Source organism: Enterobacter sp. T1-1, from assembly GCF_000710795.1.
GTDB lineage: Bacteria > Pseudomonadota > Gammaproteobacteria > Enterobacterales > Enterobacteriaceae > Enterobacter > Enterobacter cloacae.
In genome coordinates, this window is record NZ_JALW01000019.1 from 23,952 (window position 1) to 45,706 (window position 21,755).

21 protein-coding genes and 1 riboswitch are annotated in these 21,755 nt (G+C 58.3%); of the genes, 5 read left to right on the forward strand and 16 right to left on the reverse strand.

The window, feature by feature from the left end; all coding sequences use genetic code 11:
* Positions 1–70: 70 nt before the first annotated feature.
* From AK59_RS0108005 to moaA, 6 genes are all read right to left on the reverse strand, one after another.
* The gene (locus AK59_RS0108005) at positions 71–778 is read right to left on the reverse strand and encodes a Bax inhibitor-1/YccA family protein (protein WP_014831151.1); all 708 of its coding nucleotides are present in this window, start codon (positions 776–778) and stop codon (positions 71–73) included.
* 58 nt (positions 779–836) lie between these two features.
* Positions 837–1,289 carry a molybdopterin synthase catalytic subunit MoaE gene (gene moaE / locus AK59_RS0108010; RefSeq protein ID WP_013097490.1) on the reverse strand — a complete coding sequence of 151 codons (453 nt, stop codon included), beginning with the start codon at positions 1,287–1,289 and terminating at the stop codon, positions 837–839.
* Between the two features lies 1 nt (position 1,290).
* On the reverse strand, positions 1,291–1,536 hold the full coding sequence (gene moaD / locus AK59_RS0108015; RefSeq protein ID WP_013097491.1) for a molybdopterin synthase sulfur carrier subunit: 246 nt from the start codon (positions 1,534–1,536) through the stop codon (positions 1,291–1,293).
* Positions 1,529–2,014: a cyclic pyranopterin monophosphate synthase MoaC gene (moaC, locus tag AK59_RS0108020; protein WP_020684982.1), complete on the reverse strand. Its 486-nt coding sequence runs from the start codon at positions 2,012–2,014 to the stop codon at positions 1,529–1,531. The genes moaD and moaC overlap by 8 nt, the downstream gene beginning before the upstream one ends.
* A gap of 3 nt (positions 2,015–2,017) precedes the next feature.
* Positions 2,018–2,530 (reverse strand): molybdenum cofactor biosynthesis protein B, encoded by a 513-nt coding sequence (gene moaB / locus AK59_RS0108025; protein ID WP_013097493.1) that lies wholly within the window; start codon positions 2,528–2,530, stop codon positions 2,018–2,020.
* 24 nt (positions 2,531–2,554) lie between these two features.
* Positions 2,555–3,544 (reverse strand): GTP 3',8-cyclase MoaA, encoded by a 990-nt coding sequence (moaA, locus tag AK59_RS0108030; RefSeq protein WP_032618464.1) that lies wholly within the window; start codon positions 3,542–3,544, stop codon positions 2,555–2,557.
* Positions 3,532–3,666: riboswitch (molybdenum cofactor riboswitch) on the reverse strand. (Overlaps the previous gene by 13 nt.)
* A gap of 226 nt (positions 3,667–3,892) precedes the next feature.
* Between moaA and yvcK the strand changes: the two genes are divergently transcribed.
* A complete protein-coding gene (gene yvcK, locus AK59_RS0108035; protein WP_028028115.1) occupies positions 3,893–4,801 on the forward strand; it encodes a uridine diphosphate-N-acetylglucosamine-binding protein YvcK in 909 nt (302 codons plus the stop codon).
* Positions 4,802–4,875: 74 nt separating this feature from the next.
* Here yvcK and uvrB read toward each other — a convergent pair whose 3' ends face one another.
* Positions 4,876–6,891, reverse strand: a complete 2,016-nt coding sequence (uvrB, locus tag AK59_RS0108040) for an excinuclease ABC subunit UvrB (RefSeq protein ID WP_013097496.1) — start codon at positions 6,889–6,891, stop codon at positions 4,876–4,878.
* A 751-nt stretch (positions 6,892–7,642) separates the two neighbouring features.
* Between uvrB and AK59_RS0108045 the strand changes: the two genes are divergently transcribed.
* Positions 7,643–8,365, forward strand: a complete 723-nt coding sequence (locus AK59_RS0108045; RefSeq protein WP_013097498.1) for an ABC transporter ATP-binding protein — start codon at positions 7,643–7,645, stop codon at positions 8,363–8,365.
* On the opposite strand, the gene bioD is transcribed toward AK59_RS0108045, so the two are convergent.
* The 4 genes from bioD to bioB are packed head-to-tail and all read right to left on the reverse strand — an operon-like array spanning position 8,328 to position 11,955.
* Positions 8,328–9,029, reverse strand: a complete 702-nt coding sequence (gene bioD / locus AK59_RS0108050; protein WP_020685271.1) for a dethiobiotin synthase — start codon at positions 9,027–9,029, stop codon at positions 8,328–8,330. The genes AK59_RS0108045 and bioD overlap by 38 nt on opposite strands.
* Positions 9,022–9,777 carry a malonyl-ACP O-methyltransferase BioC gene (bioC, locus tag AK59_RS0108055; protein ID WP_029882487.1) on the reverse strand — a complete coding sequence of 252 codons (756 nt, stop codon included), beginning with the start codon at positions 9,775–9,777 and terminating at the stop codon, positions 9,022–9,024. The genes bioD and bioC overlap by 8 nt, the downstream gene beginning before the upstream one ends.
* Complete coding sequence (bioF, locus tag AK59_RS0108060; RefSeq protein WP_029882488.1) at positions 9,761–10,918, reverse strand: 8-amino-7-oxononanoate synthase; 1,158 nt, start codon at positions 10,916–10,918, stop codon at positions 9,761–9,763. The genes bioC and bioF overlap by 17 nt, the downstream gene beginning before the upstream one ends.
* Positions 10,915–11,955, reverse strand: coding sequence for a biotin synthase BioB (bioB, locus tag AK59_RS0108065; RefSeq protein WP_014831141.1), 1,041 nt, complete (start codon positions 11,953–11,955; stop codon positions 10,915–10,917). Before bioB ends, bioF begins: the two co-directional genes overlap by 4 nt.
* Positions 11,956–12,023: 68 nt before the next feature.
* Here bioB and bioA point away from each other — a divergent pair, with 68 nt between their 5' ends.
* Both bioA and AK59_RS0108075 read left to right on the forward strand, forming a co-directional pair.
* A complete protein-coding gene (gene bioA / locus AK59_RS0108070; RefSeq protein ID WP_050491977.1) occupies positions 12,024–13,331 on the forward strand; it encodes an adenosylmethionine--8-amino-7-oxononanoate transaminase in 1,308 nt (435 codons plus the stop codon).
* Between the two features lie 48 nt (positions 13,332–13,379).
* Positions 13,380–13,856, forward strand: a complete 477-nt coding sequence (locus tag AK59_RS0108075) for a kinase inhibitor (protein ID WP_013097504.1) — start codon at positions 13,380–13,382, stop codon at positions 13,854–13,856.
* A gap of 86 nt (positions 13,857–13,942) precedes the next feature.
* Here AK59_RS0108075 and hutH read toward each other — a convergent pair whose 3' ends face one another.
* From hutH to hutI, 5 genes are all read right to left on the reverse strand, one after another.
* The gene (gene hutH / locus AK59_RS0108080) at positions 13,943–15,463 is read right to left on the reverse strand and encodes a histidine ammonia-lyase (RefSeq protein WP_029882490.1); all 1,521 of its coding nucleotides are present in this window, start codon (positions 15,461–15,463) and stop codon (positions 13,943–13,945) included.
* A complete protein-coding gene (gene hutU / locus AK59_RS0108085; RefSeq protein ID WP_029882491.1) occupies positions 15,460–17,148 on the reverse strand; it encodes a urocanate hydratase in 1,689 nt (562 codons plus the stop codon). Before hutU ends, hutH begins: the two co-directional genes overlap by 4 nt.
* 127 nt (positions 17,149–17,275) lie before the next feature.
* Positions 17,276–18,010: a histidine utilization repressor gene (locus tag AK59_RS0108090; RefSeq protein WP_013097507.1), complete on the reverse strand. Its 735-nt coding sequence runs from the start codon at positions 18,008–18,010 to the stop codon at positions 17,276–17,278.
* Between the two features lie 19 nt (positions 18,011–18,029).
* A complete protein-coding gene (gene hutG, locus AK59_RS0108095; protein ID WP_029882492.1) occupies positions 18,030–18,965 on the reverse strand; it encodes a formimidoylglutamase in 936 nt (311 codons plus the stop codon).
* Positions 18,962–20,182 carry an imidazolonepropionase gene (gene hutI / locus AK59_RS0108100; protein WP_029882493.1) on the reverse strand — a complete coding sequence of 407 codons (1,221 nt, stop codon included), beginning with the start codon at positions 20,180–20,182 and terminating at the stop codon, positions 18,962–18,964. The genes hutG and hutI overlap by 4 nt, the downstream gene beginning before the upstream one ends.
* Positions 20,183–20,406: 224 nt before the next feature.
* On the opposite strand from hutI, the gene AK59_RS0108105 reads away from it, so the two are divergent.
* On the forward strand, positions 20,407–21,690 hold the full coding sequence (locus tag AK59_RS0108105; RefSeq protein ID WP_029882494.1) for a putative acyl-CoA thioester hydrolase: 1,284 nt from the start codon (positions 20,407–20,409) through the stop codon (positions 21,688–21,690).
* Positions 21,691–21,755 lie beyond the last annotated feature (65 nt).

Below are 21,755 nucleotides of genomic sequence, written 5' to 3' on the forward strand. Positions count from 1 at the left end.
ATGCCCTCACCCCGGCCCTCTCCCACAGGGAGAGGGAGAAAAACCGCACCGTTAGGGTGAGGGGCCGTATTTAACGACGGTTGCCGAAAATACGCAGCAGCATCAGGAACAGGTTGATGAAGTCCAGATACAGCGTCAGGGCACCCAGAATCGAGTATTTACGCAGGTTGGAACTGTCACGCACGTCAATCTGCTCACCGATGTTTTTCAGCTTCTGGGTGTCGTAGGCGGTTAAGCCAACGAAAATCACCACCCCGATATAGGTCACCGCCCACATCAGCGCGTCGCTCTTCAGCCACAGGTTCACCAGCGACGCCAGCACAATCCCGATCAGCCCCATGAACAGCATGTTGCCAAGACCGCTGAGGTCACGTTTGGTGGTGTAACCGTACAGGCTCATCACACCAAACATCCCGCCGGTGACCACAAAGGTGCTGGCGATGGAGGAGTAGGTATAGACGATGAAAATGCTGGAAAGCGTCAGCCCCGTCAGTGCCGAATAGAGCATAAACAGGGTGGTCGCCATCCCGGCACTCAGCTTTTGTACCAGACCGGAGAGCACAAACACCAGTGCCAGTTGCGCAATGATCAGCCCAAAGAAGGTGATTTTGCTGGAAAAGATAAACATCATCAGTTCAGGGGTATTGGCCGCATACCACGCGATAAATGCGGTAAGCAGTAAGCCCACCGTCATCCAGCCATAAACCTGAGCCATATACGTCTGCAGGCCACTACGGGTCTGCTGTACTATCGAATCGGAACGCGGAAATCGGTCCATGATTCACTCCTGATTAAGTAGACACACACGTTAAGACTAACACATCCACATAAACCTGTTACCAACGGCTGGCGGCCTGTTTGTCGCTGTCGCGCGATTCAACCCACCGCTCCCCCTCCGGCGTCGCTTCACGTTTCCAGAACGGGGCTTTGGTTTTCAGGTAATCCATGATGAACTCCCCGGCGGCAAACGCGCTGCCGCGATGGGCGCTGGTCACCCCCACGAAAACGATCTCCTCGCCCGGCCACATCTCACCGATGCGGTGGATAACCGTCACACGCCCGAGCGGCCAGCGGCCTCGCGCCTCTTCGACGATCGCAGCCAGAGATTTCTCGGTCATGCCCGGATAGTGTTCCAGCGTCAGCGCTTTTACGCTGTCGCCAAGGTTGTGGTTACGCACTTTACCGGTGAAGGTCACAACAGCACCGTCTTCATCGCGCTCTGCCAGCCAGTGATATTCCGTACCGACGTTAAAGCGCTCAGGGCTAACCAGAATTCGCGTATCAGCCATCTTAACCCCCCGTCACCGGTGGGAAGAAGGCCACTTCATCACCTGCCGCCAGCGGATGGGTAAACTCCACCAGCGTCTGGTTGACGGCGGCCAGCAGCTTCCCTTCATCCAGCGCCAGCGCCCAGCGGTCGCTTTGCGCCGCCAGATGCGCACGCAGTGCGGCAACGTCTTTAAACGTCGCTTCCAGCGTCAGGCTGTCGGTATTCACCAGTTCACGCACCTGGGCAAAAAAGAGCACCTTAATCATGGCTGTCCACCTTAAAATCACCGGATTTGCCGCCGCTTTTCGCCAGCAGACGAACCGGGCCAATCACCATATCTTTCTGCACCGCTTTGCACATATCGTAGATGGTCAGCGCGGCAACGGACGCCGCCGTCAGCGCTTCCATCTCCACGCCCGTTTTACCGGTTAAACGACACAGCGATTCGATGCGCACGCGGTTGTGCTCTGGCTGGGCCTGAAGATTGACCTCCACCTTGCTGAGCATCAGCGGGTGGCAGAGCGGAATTAAGTCCCAGGTGCGTTTCGCCGCCTGGATCCCGGCGATGCGGGCAGTGGCAAAGACATCACCCTTATGGTGGCTGCCGTCGATAATCATCGCCAGGGTGCCTGGCAGCATGGTAACGAACGCTTCGGCACGCGCCTCGCGGACCGTTTCGGCCTTGGCAGAAACGTCCACCATATGCGCTTCGCCAGCGGCGTTAATGTGGGTCAGTTGCGACATAGCTTATTTCTTTAAATGGGGATGAAAATTACACGGACGGGTACGGGCATCCAGCTGCGGGGCGATAATGTTGTCCCACGCGGTGCGGCAGGCTTTGGTCGAGCCCGGCATGGCGAATATCAGTGTGTTGTTCGCCATACCCGCCACCGCACGTGACTGCAGCGTCGAGGTACCTATCTCTTCAAACGACAGCATGCGGAACACTTCGCCGAAGCCTTCTACCTCGCGGTCAAACAGCGGGATAAGCGCCTCTGGCGCCTGGTCACCTGCGGTAAAACCGGTGCCGCCGGTGATCAACACCACCTGCACTTCATCGCTGGCAATCCACTGGGAGACCTGCGCGCGTATGGCATAGCGGTTCTCTTTGACGATCGCTTTATCGACGATCTTATGCCCGGCGTCATGGGCGGCTTCGCGCAGCCAGTGGCCGGAGGTGTCATCCTCTTCGCCACGACGGTCGGAAACGGTAAGGATGGCAATACGTGTCGGGATAAATTCCGCGCTGACCTGACTCATCTTCTGGTTCCTTCTTAAGCCTGATTACCCGCCAATGTATGACAGGTTCTGAGTAATGCCGGTGTTGCCCTGATGCAGGAAGTGGGTCTGTTTTTTATGCGTCAGTGCCTCAGAAATACGCGCTTCCAGCGCGGCCTGTTGCGCATCGTCTTCCAGCAGATCGCGAAGGTTAACGCCGCCATCCCCGAACAGACACAGATGCAGTTTGCCCACCGAGGAGACGCGCAGGCGGTTACAGCTGGCGCAGAAATCTTTCTCGTAAGGCATGATAAGTCCAATCTCCCCTTCGTAATCCGGGTGACAAAAGACCTGCGCCGGGCCATCGCTGCGCTGGCGGATCTGGTGGATCCAGCCGCGTTTAAGCAGCTCATCGCGCAACACCATGCCGGAGATGTGATGGCGGCGGAACAGCTCGCTGCCCTCGCCCGTCTCCATGAGTTCAATAAACCGCAGTTGAATGGGGCGGGATTTGATCCACGCCAGGAAGGTGTCCAGCTGATGATGGTTTACATCACGCATCAGTACGGTGTTGACTTTGACCTTATCGAACCCGGCGGTAAACGCGGCATCAATACCGTCCATCACCTGCTGGAATTTATCCTGCCCGGTAATGGCATGAAACTGACGGGCATCCAGGCTGTCCACGCTGACGTTAATGGCCGTTAAGCCCGCATCACGCCAGGTTGCGACATCGCGCGCCATGCGGTAGCCATTGGTGGTCACCGCAATCTGACGGATGCGTTCGTTTTCACGCACGGCGGAAATAATGTCGGGGAAGTCACGGCGCAGCGAAGGTTCTCCGCCGGTCAGACGCACTTTTTCCGTGCCGAGTGCCGAGAACGCGCGCGTAACGCGGCGAACTTCATCCACGGAGAGAAAGCCGTTATTGGTGACGCTGCCCGGTTTGTAGCCGTCGGGCAGACAGTAGGTGCAACGGAAGTTGCACACATCGGTAATCGACAGACGTAAGTAGTAAAACTTACGCGCGAAAGCATCAGTAAGTTGTGAAGCCATGTACACCTTTCCAGATACGGGAGGCACAGTCATTTCTTTCTGTACCCTGGTGGCATAGTTGCCACGGCCAGGGCGCCATATCTTTCGACACAGGCACCAGGGCTAGAGTGTATGTTTTCAAATTTGAAAACGTGGTTATGGCGATAGTAGCGCGTAAATCACCCTTTCGCCATTACCGCTTAACGCTATATAAACATGTATATAGCGACCTGATCGTGCATTTTCGTTACAGAATACGCCAAAACAGCAGATTCGCATTGATATACGTCATTTTGCCCTGGCTGAGGCATCGTCTTTTAGGGGTAGTTAGGTTACTGTTACGCAGATAGAACGTGATAAGGAATAGGTATGCGCAATCGCACTTTTGCGGATCTTGACCGGGTGGTGGCACTGGGTGGAGGCCATGGTCTGGGCCGGGTGATGTCCTCTTTGTCATCCCTTGGCTCAAGATTGACAGGGATAGTAACAACAACGGATAACGGCGGATCGACGGGGCGGATCCGACGCGCAGAAGGCGGCATTGCCTGGGGCGATATGCGTAACTGCCTGAACCAGTTAATTACCGAACCGAGCGTCGCCTCGGCGATGTTTGAGTACCGTTTTGGCGGTAACGGGGAACTTTCCGGGCATAACCTTGGAAATTTGATGCTTAAAGCGCTGGATCACCTGAGCGTGCGCCCGCTGGAAGCGATCAATCTCATCCGCAATCTGCTCAAAGTGGATGCGTTCCTAATCCCGATGTCTGAACAACCGGTCGATTTAATGGCCATCGACGTGGAAGGCCATGAAGTGTACGGCGAAGTGAATATTGATCAGCTTACGCTGCCGCCGAAAGAGCTGATGACTTACCCGGCCGTTCCCGCCACGCGCGAAGCGGTTGAGGCCATCGCCGAGGCGGATTTGATCCTGATTGGTCCGGGCAGTTTTTACACCAGCCTGATGCCGATTTTACTGGTGAAAGAGCTGGCGCAGGCCCTGCGCAGAACGCCCGCCCCGATGGTGTACATCGGTAATTTAGGCCGTGAATTGAGTCCGGCTGCGGCCAGCCTGTCGCTGGCGGATAAACTGGAGCTGATGGAGCAGTACGTCGGTAAAAAAATCATCGATGGTGTCGTGGTCGGGCCGAAAGTGGATGTGACGGGTATTGGCGATCGCGTGGTGGTGCAGGAGCCGCTGGAGGCCAGCGATATCAAATACCGTCATGACCGTCACTTGTTGCGCGAGGCGCTGGAGAAGGCGATTCAGGAGTTGGGTTAGGCTCGTTTTGTGCGGCCTGATGCCCTCATCCTGGCCCTCTCCCACAGGGAGAGGGCGAAAACACGCTGCTTTACCTAAGATGCGGCGATGAAAAGATCCCGCAGCTGATGCAGCTGGTCGCGAATTTGCGCTGCCTCTTCGAACTCCAGGTTCTGGGCGTGCTGCATCATCTGCGCTTCCAGCTCATGGATTTTCTGCTGCAGCGCTTTCGGCGTCAGCGCGACGGTATCTTCCTCCACCACGGAACGCGCCTTACCGCGTCCTTTCGCTTTGGTCTTCGCAATGTTCTGACCCAGGGCCAGAATATCCACCACCTTCTTGTTCAGACCCTGCGGCGTAATGCCATGCTCTTCGTTGTAGCGCTGCTGTTTCTCGCGACGGCGTTCCGTTTCGCCAATCGCTTTCGCCATCGACGGGGTGATTTTATCGCCGTAGAGAATCGCTTTTCCGTTGACGTTACGCGCGGCGCGGCCAATGGTCTGGATCAGCGAGCGCTCAGAACGCAGGAAGCCCTCTTTGTCAGCGTCGAGGATTGCCACCAGCGAGACTTCCGGCATATCCAGACCTTCTCGCAACAGGTTGATCCCCACCAGCACGTCAAACTCGCCCAGACGCAGGTCGCGGATAATTTCCATACGCTCCACGGTATCGATATCCGAGTGCAGATAACGCACCTTCTCGCCGTGTTCTTCCAGATATTCGGTCAGGTCTTCCGCCATACGTTTGGTCAACGTGGTGACCAGCACGCGCTCGTTGATTGCCGAACGGGCGCGGATCTCGGAGAGCAGATCGTCCACCTGCGTCGCAACCGGACGGACTTCGATCACCGGATCCAGCAGCCCTGTCGGACGAACCACCTGGTCAACCACCTCATCGCCCGATTTCTCCAGCTCGTAGTTGCCCGGCGTCGCCGAAACGTAAATGGTTTGCGGTGCCAGCGCTTCAAACTCTTCAAACTTCATCGGACGGTTGTCCAGCGCCGACGGCAGACGGAAGCCGTACTCAACCAGCGTCTCTTTACGCGCGCGGTCACCGCGATACATCCCGCCGATCTGCGGGATCGTGACGTGGGATTCGTCGATCACCAGTAACCCGTCCGCCGGAAGGTAGTCAAACAACGTCGGCGGCGGCTCGCCCGGCCCACGACCGGAGAGGAAACGGGAGTAGTTTTCGATGCCGGAGCAGTAGCCCAGCTCGTTCATCATCTCCAGATCGAACTGGGTACGCTGGCTCAGGCGTTGCTCTTCCAGCAGCTTATTGTTCGCCAGCAGCACCTTACGGCGTTCCGCCAGCTCCTCTTTGATCTCTTCCATCGCCTGCACAATACGCTCGCGTGGCGTTACGTAGTGCGTTTTCGGGTAGATGGTGTAACGCTGAATAACGGACTCGACGTGGCCGGTGAGCGGGTCGAACAGCGACAGGCGTTCCACCTCTTCGTCAAACAGCTCAACGCGCAGGGCAATGTCGTCCGATTCCGCCGGGAAGATGTCGATAACCTCGCCGCGCACGCGGAACGTACCGCGCTGGAACGCCTGGTCGTTACGGGTGTACTGCAGCTCCGCCAGTCGGCGCAAAATCGCACGCTGATCGATGATCATCCCCTGCGTCAGGTGTAGCATCATCTTGAGGTAGAGATCCGGGTCGCCCAGACCGTAGATGGCAGACACCGACGCGACCACCACCACATCACGACGTTCCAGCAGCGCCTTCGTCGCCGAGAGACGCATCTGCTCAATGTGTTCGTTCACCGAGGCATCTTTCTCGATGAAGGTGTCAGAGCTCGGCACATAGGCTTCTGGCTGGTAGTAATCGTAATACGAGACGAAATACTCGACGGCATTCTCCGGGAAGAACTCTTTCATCTCGCCATACAGCTGCGCCGCCAGCGTTTTGTTGGGCGCCAGCACCATGGTGGGGCGTTGCAGATCCGCAATGACGTTGGCGATGGTGAAGGTTTTACCCGAACCGGTCACCCCCAGCAGCGTCTGGTGTGCCAGCCCATCTTCCAGCCCCTCTTCAAGACGACGGATCGCCTCAGGCTGGTCGCCAGAAGGACGGAAAGCAGAATTCAGTTTGAACGGTTTACTCATGGGCGACAACCTGGTGATGTAAAAAGCGGCAGGTGAGTAATTTTACTCGTTGTGGCCAGGAATGCCAGTAAAAAACACTGGATGTAAAACCAGTAGCGTGTCACGATATTTAGCATAGCACCCGAAGGATTAGCGTATTCCCGGTCAAAATTTCGACTGAGACGACATAAAACACCAGCCCTACCCGGTTATCCCCAGAACATTTTCATTTTTAACATTTGTCAAGCCAGGTAATGGTAGTTTTATGGCAACCGGTGACACTTTTATGACGGCAATTGATTTTATCTAACCAGTTAAATCTTAAAGGATATTTTCCAGAGCCGCGTTTCGCGTCAATTTGGGCGTAACCCGCGTCTTCTCTCGCTTATCGCGTGTTTTCTAACTCTAATGCACATGGTTATCCACAGGAATAGTGGATAACTGCGTCCAGCCCATACAGACTGCCGCTCAGCAAATTCCCGGTTTTTCCCACGAGGCGGTGACAAAAAATTTTTATCGCTAATTTTTGCCAATCAACCGTTGCGTTATTCATAACCAATCAATGAGATCTTGCTCACAATTCAGCCATTTCAGTCCCTGCACCACCGCTAACAGTTCTGGCACTGAGACAGTGCAATCCGCTTATCGATCGGTCGTTTTGCGACGGCATTATCCTAAAAAAGCCTCTTTTTTAATCAGTTCAACGGTTCTGGCAGGAGATTTGCAGATTCATTAACGAGCCTCACCCACATACATTTTTAAGGAGAGAAAGATGTTGAGCCTGCGTGCAGTCAATCAGTTTTACGGAAACCAACATACGCTATGGAATGTCGATTTGGATTTACCGCAGGGCTTATGCACAGGGGTGATTGGCCTGCCCGGCATGGGAAAAACCACCCTCATCAACTGCATCACCGGCGCGTTACCGGTGCAGAGCGGAACCATCGTCTGGCACGAAGCCGGTGCCCCGCCCTGTGATTTACTGCGTCAGGCACCGGATCAACGCGCGCTGCCGGGGATTGGCTACGTGCCACAGGACCGACGGATTTTTTCGCAACTGACCATTGAGGAAAACTTGCACATCGCCATGCGGGCGACAGGGGCAACGGACACGCGCGCAAAAAGCGATGTCTATGACCTGTTCCCGCAGCTGTGGGCGCTGCGACAGATTCGGGCGAACGGGCTCTCCCCGGACGATCAGTATCAGCTGGCGCTGGCTAACGCGCTGGTCAACCGACCGCGGGTATTGATTCTGGATGAGCCGCTGCAGGGCGCAGGGTACAGCTTTGCTCAGAAGCTGGGCCATCTGCTGGCGAGGCTTAATCGTGAGCTGGGGATGACGGTGTTATTAGCCGAGCAGCAACTGTCGTTTATCCGCCGGGTAGTGGATCGCTTCTGTATGCTGTATCGCGGGCGTAACGTGGCCCAGGGCCACGTTACCGAGCTGGATGACGAGCTTATTGCCCACTGGATGTCGCGGGAAGCAAGGCACTGAGGTCGAGGTAATGTCCGGTGTCGGCGTGCTCAGCACCGTCCGCAAGCCATGGGATCTCCCCAAGGAACGGCGCGGGAAGCACTCGCCTGAGCGTGGCCAGATACTCCTGGTGACGCTTACCGGGTGCGACCACGTCGTTGGCTATCCAGCCCGCCAGACGCAGCCCAGCCTGCTGAACGGCCTGTGCCGTTAACATGGCGTGGTTGATACAGCCGAGCTTCACCCCGACCACGAGGATCACCGGAAGCTGCTCGCGCTGGACCCAGTCCGCAAACGTCAGTTCGTCCGACAGCGGCGTAAACCACCCCCCTGCGCCTTCCACCAGCACCCAGTCAGCCTGGCGTTCCAGTGCGCGCAGGCCGTCCGAGAGCACGGAAAACGCGATGGGGCGGCCTTCGTCGGCGCTGATAATGTGCGGCGACGTCGGCTCGGCAAAGGTATAAGGATTCACCGCCGCATAGTCCAGCGGCAGCGTGCTATTACGCTGCAGCGCCAGCGCGTCGGTATTGCGTAACCCCTGTGCCGTCATCTCACTTCCGGAGGCGACGGGCTTGTACCCGGCGGTGGTTTTGCCCTGCAGACGAGCCGCCTGCAACAGCGCGGAACTGGCCACCGTTTTACCCACTTCGGTATCCGTTCCGGTGACAAAATAACGTTCAGTCACGTTCGATAATCCCATGAAAGAGTTGATAAGAGAGCGGGAAAGTGCCCCGCCGCTGCGGCCAGGCCAGCTCCAGGCGCTGCAATTGCCCGCGCGTGAGCGGTTTTCTCTCGCGCCCGGCATGCAGATGCGTAGCGCCAATGCCCTTCAGCGAGCGCATGGCGCTGAACGCATCGCTAAAGTTCAGCGTGATGGTCTGCACCTGGCTTTGATAGCGCCAGCCCGTCAGCGCGTCCGTCACCTGTTCATACGCTAAAAAGCGGTTGGCGTGCGGCTGTTCGTCTACCGCTTTCCATGCCTGATTCAGCTCGGGCAGCGAGCTTTCCAGCAGGGTGGTAAAGGCCACCTTTCCGCCCGGACACGCCACGCGATACAGCTCGTTTAACGCCTGCGAAAGGCTACTGCACCACTGTACCGCCAGGTGACTCCACACCAGATCGAACTGCGCATCCGGCAGCGGAAGCGACTCAATATCGCCAGTCAGATAGCGGTCAGCCGCCTGTTGCTGTCGCGCCTCGTCCAGCATCTGCTCAGAGAGATCGAGTGCGGTGACGTGGCTTCCGGCGTCGCGCCAGTAGCGGCTGTTGCCGCCGGGGCCGCATCCGGCATCCAGTACGTACGGGAAACGACGCGCACCGAGTAGCTCAAGCAGCCCCTGAGCGCTCTGACGCTGAAGCTCATCATGCTGAGAATAACTGCGTGCAGCCCGGCCAAACGCCGCCGCAATGGCCTGTTTATTGACTGGCGACATGGAGAGCCTCCAGCAGCGCATCGATATCTTCCGCTTTGTGCGCCGCCGTCAGCGTCAGACGCAGACGCGCCGTACCCGGCGGCACGGTGGGCGGACGGATGGCCGTGACCCACATTCCCCGTTCGCGCAGCGTTTGTGCCAGCGCGAGCGCGCGGCTGTTTTCCCCCACGATAACGGGCTGGATGGCGCTCTGCGAATCGGTGCTTTGGAAAGGAAGCCGATCCAGACCCTGACGGAAACGCTGAATATGTTCTGCCAGACGCGCGCGCCGTTCAGCCCCCTCTTCACCGCGGATCACCTCCAGCGAGGCAGAGAGCGCCACCGCCTGCGCAGGCGGCATACTGGTGCTGTAAATCAGATGTCGGGCGAACTGCAGCAGATAATCGGCCACGGACTCGCTGCACAGCACGGCGGCCCCGCTCACGCCAACGCCTTTGCCAAAGGTGACGATCAGCAGTTCCGGCTTCACGCCCTGCTGACTGGCGCTACCGCGACCGTCCTCACCCATCACGCCAATACCGTGGGCATCATCCACCAGCAGCCAGGCGTTTTGCTGTTTCGCAACGTCAGACAGCGCACGAAGCGGCGCGCTGTCGCCATCCATGCTAAAGACCCCTTCCGTCACCACCAGCTGTTGTCCGGCACAGGGTTTATCCAGCAGCGTGGCGAGCGAAAGCGCATCGTTGTGGGCAAAGCGCCGCAGCTGTGCCGGGCTGAGACTCGCCGCCTCCAGCAAAGAGGCGTGGCTTAAGCGGTCCGCGGCGATACGATCGTCCTTGCCCATCAGCGCGGCAATCACCGCCTGATTGGCGGCAAAGCCGGAGATGAACAGCAGCGCGCGCGGATAGCCCAGCCAGTCGGCAAGCGTCTCTTCCAGCCCCTGATGCGCTGTTGTATAGCCGCTGACGTGCCCCGAACCGCCGCTGCCCACGCCGTAGTGTTCCGCTCCCTGCTGCCAGGCGCGGACAATCGCCGGATGCTGGCTCAGGCCGAGATAATCATTGCTGGAAAAATTACAGTACTGCCGCCGGGCGTGGGTCAGAAAACGGCCTGCACCGTTTTCCACTACCCTGCGAACGCGAAAAGCATCCCGCGCCCGGCGCTCTTCGAGCGCGGATTGAATACGAGCCTGCCAGGTCATACGGATGCCGCGTTGTAGAACTGTTCGGTATCGGCGTTGAAAATCTGCTGCTCCAGCTGCTGCTGTTGCTCGTTATCTCCCGCCAGCACCTCGGTCTGATGCGGGTTCAGCCCCAGCTTGCGGAACAACTGGACGTCTTTGTCCTCTTCCGGGTTCGGCGTGGTCAGCAGCTTGCAGCCGTAGAAGATGGAGTTAGCGCCAGCCATAAAGCACATCGCCTGCGTCTGCTCGTTCATCTGTTCGCGACCGGCAGAAAGGCGGACGTATGAGGTTGGCATCATGATGCGCGCGACCGCGATGGTGCGGATAAAATCAAACGCATCGACATCCTCGTTATCCGCCAGTGGCGTGCCTTTGACCTTCACCAGCATGTTGATTGGCACGCTTTCCGGCGGGGTCGGCAGGTTCGCCAGTTGCAGCAGCAGACCGGCGCGATCTTTCACCGTCTCGCCCAGCCCCACAATCCCGCCCGAGCACACTTTGATGCCCGCTTCGCGCACTTTGTCCAGCGTATCCAGACGCTCCTGATAGGTACGGGTGGTGATGATGTTGCCGTAAAACTCTGGCGAGGTGTCGAGGTTGTGGTTGTAATAATCCAGCCCTGCAGCAGACAGGCGCTGCGCCTGCTCTTCGTTCAGCGTGCCGAGGGTCATGCAGGCTTCCAGCCCCATCTCTTTGACCCCTTTTACCATCTGCTCCAGGTACGGCATGTCGCGATCGTGCGGGTTTTTCCATGCCGCCCCCATGCAGAAACGGGTAGAGCCCGCGTTTTTCGCCTTACGTGCGGAGTCGAGCACCTGCTCCACTTCCATCAGACGTTCGGATTCCAGCCCGGTTTTATAGCGCGCGCTCTGCGGGCAATATTTGCAATCTTCCGGGCAGGCACCGGTCTTGATCGACAGCAGCGTACTGACCTGAACATGGCGCGGATCGAAGTGCTGACGATGCACCTGTTGGGCTTCGAACATCAGCTCCAGGAAAGGTTTATTGAATAATTCAGTGACTTGCGACATCGTCCAGCGTGCGTGGTGAGCCATGGGGCTTCTCCAAAGGGTTTTGTTAATTTTCGGTTCGGTTTATACTCGTAAACCTAAAACTTTTCAAAATGGTTTACAAGTCGATTATGACCCAGGACGATCTCGCCTTCGACCAGCAGCATATCTGGCACCCTTACACCTCCATGACCCGCCCGCTTCCGGTCTACCCGGTGGCCTCGGCCCACGGCTGCGAACTGCACCTTGCCAGCGGCGAGCCGCTTGTTGACGGTATGTCATCCTGGTGGGCGGCCATTCACGGGTACAACCACCCGCGTCTGAATGCCGCGATGAAAGCGCAGATTGACCAGATGTCGCACGTGATGTTTGGCGGCATTACCCATCAACCGGCGGTTGATCTCTGCCGTCGTCTGGTGGCGATGACGCCCGATGCGCTGGAGTGCGTGTTCCTTGCCGATTCCGGCTCGGTGGCGGTGGAAGTGGCGATGAAAATGGCGCTGCAGTACTGGCATGCCAGGGGGGAATCCCGTCAGCGATTCCTGACCTTCCGCAACGGCTACCACGGCGATACCTTTGGCGCGATGTCGGTGTGCGATCCGGATAACTCCATGCACAGCCTGTGGAAGGGGTACCTGCCGGAAAACCTGTTTGCCCCGGCCCCGCAGAGCCGTTTCGACGGCGAGTGGAATGAAATGGACATGGTCGGCTTTGCGCGGCTGATGGCTGCCCACCGCCATGAGATTGCCGCCGTGATCCTCGAACCGATTGTTCAGGGTGCTGGCGGGATGCGCATGTACCATCCCGAGTGGTTAAAACGCATTCGTAAAATGTGTGACCGCGAGGGCATCCTGCTGATTGCCGATGAGATCGCCACCGGATTTGGCCGCACGGGTAAGCTGTTTGCCTGCGAACATGCGGATATCACACCGGATATCCTGTGCCTGGGGAAAGCGCTGACCGGCGGCACCATGACGCTCTCCGCCACCCTCACTACCCGTCAGGTGGCCGACACCATCAGCGACGGCGAAGCGGGCTGCTTTATGCATGGCCCGACCTTTATGGGCAATCCGCTGGCCTGCGCGGTGGCAAACGAAAGTCTCGCGATCCTGCAAAACGGCGAGTGGCAAACGCAGGTTGCGGCGATTGAGGCGCAGCTGAAAGAAGAGCTGAGCGCCGCCTCGGGGGCGAATTTCGTGGCGGACGTGCGCGTGCTGGGTGCCATCGGCGTGATTGAGACCACCCATCCGGTGAATATGGCGGCATTGCAGCGCTTCTTTGTAGAGCGGGGGGTCTGGGTGCGGCCTTTCGGCAAACTTATCTACCTGATGCCACCGTATATCATCACGGCTGAACAGCTACGCACGTTAACCGCCGCGGTGGTTGAAGCCGTTAACATTCCGGCGCATTTCACGATTTGACCCTATGCGTTACACTTCCTGAACGAGTGAATAACGAGGGCAAACCGTATGAAAATCATCAGTAAAGATCTGCGCGACGGCGAAAAACTGCCTGAACGCCACGTCTTCAACGGGATGGGGTATCAGGGAGATAATATCTCTCCGCACCTGGCATGGGACGATGTGCCGGCGGGCACCAAAAGCTTTGTGGTCACCTGCTACGACCCGGATGCGCCAACCGGCTCCGGCTGGTGGCACTGGGTTGTGGCCAACCTGCCCGCCGATACGCGCGTTCTGCCGCAGGGTTCCGGCTCCGACCTGGTCGCCCTGCCGGAAGGCGCCATTCAGACGCGCACTGATTTTGGGAAAGCCGGTTACGGTGGCGCGGCGCCGCCAAAAGGGGAAACGCACCGCTATATCTTCACGGTTCACGCGCTGGATGTAGAGAAGATTGAGGTCGACGAAGGGGCGAGCGGCGCGATGGTAGGGTTTAATGTGCATTTCCATTCGCTGGAGAGCGCGTCAATTACGGCGATGTATTCGTAAAAAAAAGCCGGGTGGCGGCTACGCCTTACCCGGCCTACATCTCGGATTCGTAGGCCCGGTAAGCGCAGCGCCACCGGGCAAAAAAATCACAGCACCGAAGGCAACAACCCCACCAGACGCCCCTCTTCCAGAAGCTGCATCGCCTCATCAATATCCGGCGCAAAGAAGCGGTCATCATCGTAATGCGATACGTGCTCACGCAGCGCATGACGTGCCTGCTCCAGCAGCGGGCTGGACTTCAGCCCTTCACGCAGATCGATCCCCTGACACGCCGCCAGCCATTCCACCGCCAGCACGCCACGGGTATTGGCGGCCATTTCCCACAGACGACGTCCGGCTGCCGGAGCCATTGAGACGTGGTCTTCCTGGTTGGCAGAGGTTGGCAGGCTGTCCACGCTGTGCGGATGCGACAGCGCTTTGTTTTCGCTCGCCAGCGCTGCGGCCGTCACCTGGGCAATCATAAAGCCTGAATTCACCCCGCCGTTGCGCACCAGGAACGGTGGCAGCTGGGACATATGCTTATCCATCATCAGCGCAATGCGCCGCTCGGACAAGGCGCCCACTTCGGCAATCGCCAGCGCGATGTTATCCGCCGCCATCGCCACGGGCTCGGCGTGGAAGTTACCACCGGAGACCACCTCGTTTTCCTGGGCGAACACCAGCGGGTTATCGGACACCGCGTTGGCTTCCACCAGCAGCACTTCTGCGGCCTGGCGCAGCTGCGTCAGACACGCGCCCATCACCTGCGGCTGACAGCGCAGCGAGTACGGATCCTGTACCTTGTCACAGTTATGGTGCGAATCAGCAATCTCACTGGTCTCCGTCAGCAGATGGCGATACATCGCGGCAGCGTCAATTTGCCCGCGCTGGCCACGTACGTCATGAATACGCGCGTCAAACGGACGACGCGAGCCCAGCACCGCCTCCGTGGTCAGCGCACCGCACACCACGGCCGAGGCGAACAGATCTTCGGCTTCAAACAGACCGCGCAGCGCAAAGGCCGTGGAGGCCTGCGTGCCGTTAAGCAGCGCCAGCCCCTCTTTTGCCGCAAGGGTGATTGGCGCTAATCCGGCCTTTTTCAGCGCCTCTTTTGCCGGAAGCCACTCTCCCTGCCAGCGCGCCTGACCTTCCCCCAACAACAGCAGCGACATATGCGCCAGCGGGGCGAGATCGCCGGAGGCGCCAACGGAGCCTTTGGCGGGGATCCACGGATAGACTTCCGCGTTCACCAGCGCTATCAGGGCCTGGATCACGCTCAGACGAATGCCGGAAAAGCCGCGCGCCAGACTGTTAATTTTGAGCACCATCATCAGACGGACAATCTCGTCGTCCAGCGGCTGGCCAACGCCTGCGGCATGGGAAAGCACCAGCGAACGCTGGAGATTTTCCAGATCGTGCGTGGCAATGCGCGTCTGCGCCAGCAGACCAAAACCGGTGTTGATACCGTAGGCGGTACGCCCCTCGGCAATAATGGCTTCAACGCAGGCCACGCTGTCGTTAATGGCGGCATGGGCGCTTTCATCCAGCGAGAGCGTGACCGGCTGACGCCAGACGTGACGCAGCTGTTTGAGCGTGAGCGAGCCGGGAGTGAGTGTTAACGCGTTCATTCATGCTTTCCTTGTGTGGCAGGGATCATCGGCAGGTTAAGTCCCTGCTCTGTGGCACATTCAATGGCAATCTCGTAACCCGCATCTGCGTGACGCATCACGCCGGTTGCCGGGTCGTTGTGCAGCACGCGTGCGATACGCGCGGCGGCTTCATCCGTTCCGTCACAGACGATAACCATCCCGGAATGCTGGGAGAAGCCCATCCCCACGCCGCCACCGTGGTGCAGCGATACCCAGGTCGCGCCGCTGGCGGTGTTGAGTAAGGCATTCAGCAGCGGCCAGTCGGAGACCGCGTCTGAGCCGTCGCGCATGGCTTCGGTTTCACGGTTCGGGCTGGCGACGGAGCCAGAATCCAGATGGTCGCGACCAATCACAATCGGGGCTGACACTTCGCCGCTGCGCACCATTTCGTTAAAAGCCAGACCCAGCTTTTGCCGCCACTCCAGCCCAACCCAGCAGATACGCGCCGGCAAGCCCTGGAAGTTAATGCGCTCGCGGGCCATATCCAGCCAGTGGTGCAGGTGTTCATCGTCCGCGACAATTTCCTTCACTTTGGCATCGGTTTTGTAGATATCTTCCGGGTCGCCGGACAGGGCCACCCAGCGGAACGGACCGATACCGCGGCAGAACAGCGGACGAATATAGGCAGGGACAAATCCCGGAAAATCAAAGGCGTTGCTGACACCCATCTCTTTTGCCATCTGGCGGATGTTGTTGCCGTAATCGAAGGTCGGAATACCCATCTCGCTGAACGCCAGCATGGCGGAGACGTGTTCTGCCATCGAACGCTTAGCGGCCAGTACCGTGCCTTCAGGATCGGTTTCTGCTTTTTGCTGGTAGGCTTCCCACGTCCAGCCTTTTGGCAGATAACCGTGCAGCGGATCGTGGGCGCTGGTCTGGTCGGTGACGAGGTCAGGGCGAACGCCACGGGCCACGAGTTCCGGCAGGATCTCTGCCGCGTTGCCGCACAACGCTATCGATACCGCTTTACCTTCCGCGGTGTATTTTTTGATACGCGCCAGCGCGTCATCGAGGCTGTCGGCCTGTTCGTCAACATAGCGGGTACGCAGACGGAAATCGATGCGGCTCTGCTGGCACTCAATGTTCAGCGAGCAGGCGCCAGCCAGCGTCGCGGCCAGCGGCTGTGCACCGCCCATGCCACCCAGACCCGCGGTCAGTACCCAGCGGCCTTTCAGCGAGCCGTTGTAGTGCTGACGACCGGCTTCGACGAAGGTTTCATAGGTGCCCTGCACAATCCCCTGGCTGCCAATGTAGATCCAGCTACCCGCGGTCATCTGGCCATACATCGCCAGCCCTTTGGCATCCAGTTCGTTAAAGTGTTCCCAGGTCGCCCAGTGTGGGACCAGGTTGGAGTTGGCAATCAAAACGCGCGGCGCGTTTTTGTGGGTTTTAAACACACCGACCGGCTTGCCGGATTGCACCAGCAGGGTTTCGTCGTGTTCCAGTTCGGTCAGGGCCTTAACAATGGCGTCATAGCACTCCCAGTTGCGCGCGGCGCGGCCAATGCCGCCGTACACCACCAGCTCGTGGGGGTTTTCCGCAACCTCAGGATCAAGGTTGTTCATCAACATGCGCAGTGGTGCTTCGGTGAGCCAGCTTTTGGCGGTAAGGGTGGTGCCGCGCGCGGCGCGGACATCCTGCTGACGGTATTTACCTGACGACATTGTGTGCTCCTCATACGGGACAGATGATGCATTTAGATATACTTGTATAGACAAGCACACACAAGGTCAGATTTAACAAAAAAGATACAATTTTGTTATATTGCGTTAGCTATCACGCTTTTAAAACTTATGACATAAAGTGGCCCTGCAACCGATAGCGGCTACCGGGGAACAGCAGTCTTGCATGCGACACAATCTGCGCAGATGACCAGGTGCGGCGGCGGATCAGCAGGCAGGGATCGTGCTCTTTGATACGCAGCAGCTCGCACTCCTGCGGCGTCGCGCGCACCGCTTCCACAATGTGCTCCCCTTCCGTCAGCGGTGCGACAAGCGAGAGAAAGGCATGCGGCGTGGTTTGAGTGTAATCCTGGTCCAGATAGTCCGGTATCCGTTCGGCGTTTACGCAGCGATCCTCAATCTGCACCGGCACGTCATTTTCGAAATGCACCATTACGGAATGGAAGATCCGGGTTCCCTCCTTGACGTTCAGTACCGCAGCCTGCTCGGCGCTGGCCTGCGTCTCTTCAAGCACCAGCACTTCGCAGTGGTGCTGATGGTTTCGCGACGCTATCTCGTCCGCAATGCTGCGGATTTCAAACAGCGCCGATTGTCCTTTCGGCTCCGCCACAAACGTCCCGACCCCTTGCAGACGCACCAGCAGGCCTTCGTCGGTTAGCTCGCGTAACGCCCGGTTGATGGTCATCCGGCTAAAACCAAACTGCGCCACCAGATCGGCTTCAGAGGGAATGCGGTCATGCGGCCGCCAGACGCCGGTGGCGATTTTTTCGCTGATCGTCTGCTTCACCTTTTCGTAGAAAGGCGCGGGAGAGCCGGATGGCGGCTGAGGTGAGCGTGAGAACATCGTGACTCCTTAAATATTGTTATGCCCACCAGTGAGCAATTTGCCAGGCCAGACGGGCGGCAAGCTTCGCCCCCTGTCCGTCCCGATCGTAGTGAGGGTTAAATTCTACCAGATCGGCGGCCTGCAGTTTTCCGCTACGGCAAATGCGCTCGATCGCGGGCAGGAGATCCCGCGCAGGCACGCCTAACGCCGCGGGGGCTGACACGGCGGGCATCTCGGCTGCGGGCAGAACGTCCAGATCAATGGTGAGGTAAACACGATCGGCCTGCGCCAGCACCTGTTCCAGGGCTGATAGCGCATCCAGGTGGAAATGCAGATCGTCCACCAGCGTGGCGTTAAGCCGTTCAGCCTCGTCAAACAGCGCCTGGGTGTTCGCCGCGCGGCTGACGCCAAAACAGGCGTACTGAAATTCCCGCGCGTGGTCAGCACAGTAGTTCGCCAGCTGACGAAACGGGGTGCCGGAGGTGGCCCGTTCGGCCTTGCGCAAATCAAGATGCGCATCCAGGTTGATGACCGCCACGCGCTCATTCGGGAACGCCTCAAGGATACCACGGCCGTGGGCCCAGGCGGTCTCGTGTCCGCCGCCCAACACCAGCGTACGCATGCCAGCCTGCTGACAGGTGACCACGGCATCGCTCAGTGCCTGTTGGCCCTCTTCCAGTTGGTCATCCTCAACGTAAACCGACCCCATGTCCACCAGCCGTTCGTGGCCGGAATGCGTTGCCATGTTCGCCAGCGCCTTACGCAGCACGTCGGGAGCCTGCGCCGCCCCCTGCCTGCCCTGATTACGCCTTACTCCTTCATCACAGGCAAAGCCTATCAGCGCAATCGCGGATGAAACCGGGGTAAATTGCGACGGCTGGCGTATGGTCTGAAAAATACGTTTTGCGTTGCTGGCCTCGGCGCTGTCGTCGCGCCCCTGCCAGACGGTCTTAGCAACGGGCTGCCAACTCATACTGCCTCCCCCCGGAAAATGCGTTGATACAGCGGATTGCGTCCCGGCTCGTAAACCATTTCTACCGGATGGTCTGCATCCCAGACGATAAAATCAGCCATGAAACCGGCCTTTAACTGCCCGTGCGTTGTTCCACGCCCCAGCGCTTGCGCGGCGTGCCGCGTGACGCCAGCCCAGGCCTCTTCAGGCGTCAGGCCAAACTGTACGCAGGCCATGTTCATGGCCAGATGAATGCTCGCGAACGGGCTGGTGCCGGGGTTGTAATCCGTGGCGACCGCCATCGGTACGCCCTGCGCCCGGAGCTGTTCAACCGGTGGACGCTGACGCTCCTGAAGAAAATAGAACGCACCGGGCAGCAGTACCGCAACCGTGCCGCTTTGCGCCATGGCCTGAACACCCTTCTCATCCAGGTATTCGATATGATCGGCAGATAACCCTTTAAATCGGCTGACCAGCGCCGCACCGCCCAGGTTAGAAAGTTGCTCCACGTGCCCTTTCACCGGAATACCCCGTGCGCGGGCGGCCAGGAAAAGCCGCTCGGTTTGTGCTGGCGTGAAGCCGACGTTTTCACAAAAAACATCCACCGCTTCGAACAGCCCTTTTTGCCACAGTTCGGGCATGATCTGCTCGCACACCAGGGTAAGGTACGCGTCTGGATCGTGGCGGTATTCCGCCGGAACCGCATGTGCCGCCAGCAGGGTTGGGCTGATCTCAACCGGATTACTCAGGCTGAGCTGGCGTGCGACCTGCAGCATTTTTTCTTCAGCCGCGGCGTTAAGACCGTAGCCGGATTTGATTTCCAGGGTGGTCACCCCTTCATTCATTAACCGCTCCAGCCGCTGCTGCGCCAGTGTAAGCAAATTTTCCGGCGAACTGTCGCGGGTTGCCGAGACGGTGGCGTTAATTCCGCCCCCCTGTGCGCTGATGGTCTGGTAGGAGACACCGTTGAGACGCTGTTCCCACTCCGCCGCGCGATTGCCGCCAAACACCAGGTGGGTATGGCAGTCGATAAGACCCGGCGTGACCAGGCGTCCACCGAGATCGACGCATTTATCATGCCCGGAAGGGAGGTCTGCTTCAGGAATGACGGCCAGAAGGGTTTGACCGCGCACCACAAGGGCATGATGCGCTTGCAGGCCATACGATTCTTCACCAGGAACCATTGTCGCCAGTCGCGCATTTCGCCATATCACATCGTCGGGATGAAGTTGCAGCATAAGCCTTTCACTTGTCATGGGTTGTATAGACATTTATTTTCATCTGCTGGCTGCTGTCAACCGCCTTTATGAAAATGTTATTTATTTGTGACGACTTTCCCGCCCCCTGCGGGCGAAAAATGCAACTTTTCCCCTTTTTATCTTCCCGTTTCGCTCAACTTAGTATAAAAAAGCAGGCTATTTCGTCTATCTCGTTTAAGACTTGCATACCCAGGAGCTTCACCTTGAACATTTCCAGGATTTCCCGTCTGGCGTTGGCACTCGCCTTTGGCGTGACATTATCCGCATGCAGTTCAACGCCACCGGATCAGCGACCTTCTGAGCAGGTCGCGCCAGGCACCGCGTCCCGTCCGATTTTGTCCGCTGATGAAGCGAAAAACTTCGATCGCGCGCACTACTTCTCCGTGATGGATCCAAACGCTGCGCCGTGGACGCCGTCTTCTATTAACCTGCCGAAGCAGCCAAACTTTGTTGTGGGTCCGGCAGGGGCGCAGGGCGTGACGCATACCTCTATTCAGGCTGCGGTTGACGCTGCCATCACCAAACACAGCGCATCTCGCCAGTACATCGCGATCATGCCAGGTGAATATGAAGGTACCGTTTACATTCCGGCAGCACCGGGCAGCATCACCCTTTACGGTCTGGGCGAAAAAGCCATCGACGTTAAAATTGGTCTGGCGATTGATTCCGAAATGGACAGCACCACCTGGCGTCACCTGGTCAACCCGGCGGGTAAATACATGCCGGGCAAACCAGCCTGGTATATGTTTGATAACTGCCAGAGCAAGCGTGCCGCTACCATTGGCGTGATGTGTTCTGCGGTCGTCTGGTCTCAGAACAACGGTCTGCAACTGCAGAACCTGACCATCCAGAACACCCTGGGCGACAGCGTTGATGCGGGTAACCACCAGGCCGTGGCGCTGCGTAGCGATGGCGACAAAGTGCAGATCAACAACGTGAACATTCTGGGTCGTCAGAACACCTTCTTCGTGACCAACAGCGGCGTACAGAACACCCTGCAGAATAACCGTCTGACCCGTACGCTGGTGACCAACAGCTACATCGAAGGTGATGTGGATATGGTCTCCGGTCGTGGCGCGGTGGTATTTGATAACACCGATTTCCGCGTCGTAAACTCACGTACCCAGCAGGAAGGTTATGTCTTTGCGCCAGCGACACAGTCTAACCTGTTCTACGGTTTCCTCGCCGTCAACAGCCGCTTCAACGCCTCCGGTGACGGCGTGGCGCAGCTGGGTCGCTCCCTGGACGTGGACTCTGCAACCAACGGTCAGGTTGTGATCCGCGACAGCGTTATCAACGAAGGTTTCAACGTGGCAAAACCATGGGCTGACGCCGCCATCTCCAAACGTCCATTCTCCGGCAATACCGGTTCCGTGGACGATAAAGGAAACGTGCAGCGCAACCTGAACGACGCTAACTTCAACCGCATGTGGGAATACAACAACCGCGGTCTGGGTAGCAAAGTGGTTGCTGAGCCGAAGCAGTAATCTGTTTTGCCGGGTGGCGGCTTCGCCTTACCCGGCCTGTCCGTTACTGCAGTACCACCGGGCAT

What these genes read in the sequence shown, in the direction of transcription:
- hutG (WP_029882492.1), bottom strand. Translation starts at nt 18,965, where the DNA reads ATGAGTTGGCAGCCCGTTGCTAAGACCGTCTGGCAGGGGCGCGACGAC.
- moaC (WP_020684982.1), bottom strand. Translation starts at nt 2,014, where the DNA reads ATGTCGCAACTGACCCACATTAACGCCGCTGGCGAAGCGCATATGGTG.
- moaB (WP_013097493.1), bottom strand. Translation starts at nt 2,530, where the DNA reads ATGAGTCAGGTCAGCGCGGAATTTATCCCGACACGTATTGCCATCCTT.
- hutU (WP_029882491.1), bottom strand. Translation starts at nt 17,148, where the DNA reads ATGTCGTCAGGTAAATACCGTCAGCAGGATGTCCGCGCCGCGCGCGGC.
- AK59_RS0108045 (WP_013097498.1), top strand. Translation starts at nt 7,643, where the DNA reads ATGTTGAGCCTGCGTGCAGTCAATCAGTTTTACGGAAACCAACATACG.
- moaA (WP_032618464.1), bottom strand. Translation starts at nt 3,544, where the DNA reads ATGGCTTCACAACTTACTGATGCTTTCGCGCGTAAGTTTTACTACTTA.
- moaE (WP_013097490.1), bottom strand. Translation starts at nt 1,289, where the DNA reads ATGGCTGATACGCGAATTCTGGTTAGCCCTGAGCGCTTTAACGTCGGT.
- bioC (WP_029882487.1), bottom strand. Translation starts at nt 9,777, where the DNA reads ATGTCGCCAGTCAATAAACAGGCCATTGCGGCGGCGTTTGGCCGGGCT.
- AK59_RS0108075 (WP_013097504.1), top strand. Translation starts at nt 13,380, where the DNA reads ATGAAAATCATCAGTAAAGATCTGCGCGACGGCGAAAAACTGCCTGAA.
- bioF (WP_029882488.1), bottom strand. Translation starts at nt 10,918, where the DNA reads ATGACCTGGCAGGCTCGTATTCAATCCGCGCTCGAAGAGCGCCGGGCG.
- AK59_RS0108090 (WP_013097507.1), bottom strand. Translation starts at nt 18,010, where the DNA reads ATGTTCTCACGCTCACCTCAGCCGCCATCCGGCTCTCCCGCGCCTTTC.
- hutH (WP_029882490.1), bottom strand. Translation starts at nt 15,463, where the DNA reads ATGAACGCGTTAACACTCACTCCCGGCTCGCTCACGCTCAAACAGCTG.
- uvrB (WP_013097496.1), bottom strand. Translation starts at nt 6,891, where the DNA reads ATGAGTAAACCGTTCAAACTGAATTCTGCTTTCCGTCCTTCTGGCGAC.
- AK59_RS0108005 (WP_014831151.1), bottom strand. Translation starts at nt 778, where the DNA reads ATGGACCGATTTCCGCGTTCCGATTCGATAGTACAGCAGACCCGTAGT.
- hutI (WP_029882493.1), bottom strand. Translation starts at nt 20,182, where the DNA reads ATGCTGCAACTTCATCCCGACGATGTGATATGGCGAAATGCGCGACTG.
- bioB (WP_014831141.1), bottom strand. Translation starts at nt 11,955, where the DNA reads ATGGCTCACCACGCACGCTGGACGATGTCGCAAGTCACTGAATTATTC.
- moaD (WP_013097491.1), bottom strand. Translation starts at nt 1,536, where the DNA reads ATGATTAAGGTGCTCTTTTTTGCCCAGGTGCGTGAACTGGTGAATACC.
- bioA (WP_050491977.1), top strand. Translation starts at nt 12,024, where the DNA reads ATGGTTTACAAGTCGATTATGACCCAGGACGATCTCGCCTTCGACCAG.
- yvcK (WP_028028115.1), top strand. Translation starts at nt 3,893, where the DNA reads ATGCGCAATCGCACTTTTGCGGATCTTGACCGGGTGGTGGCACTGGGT.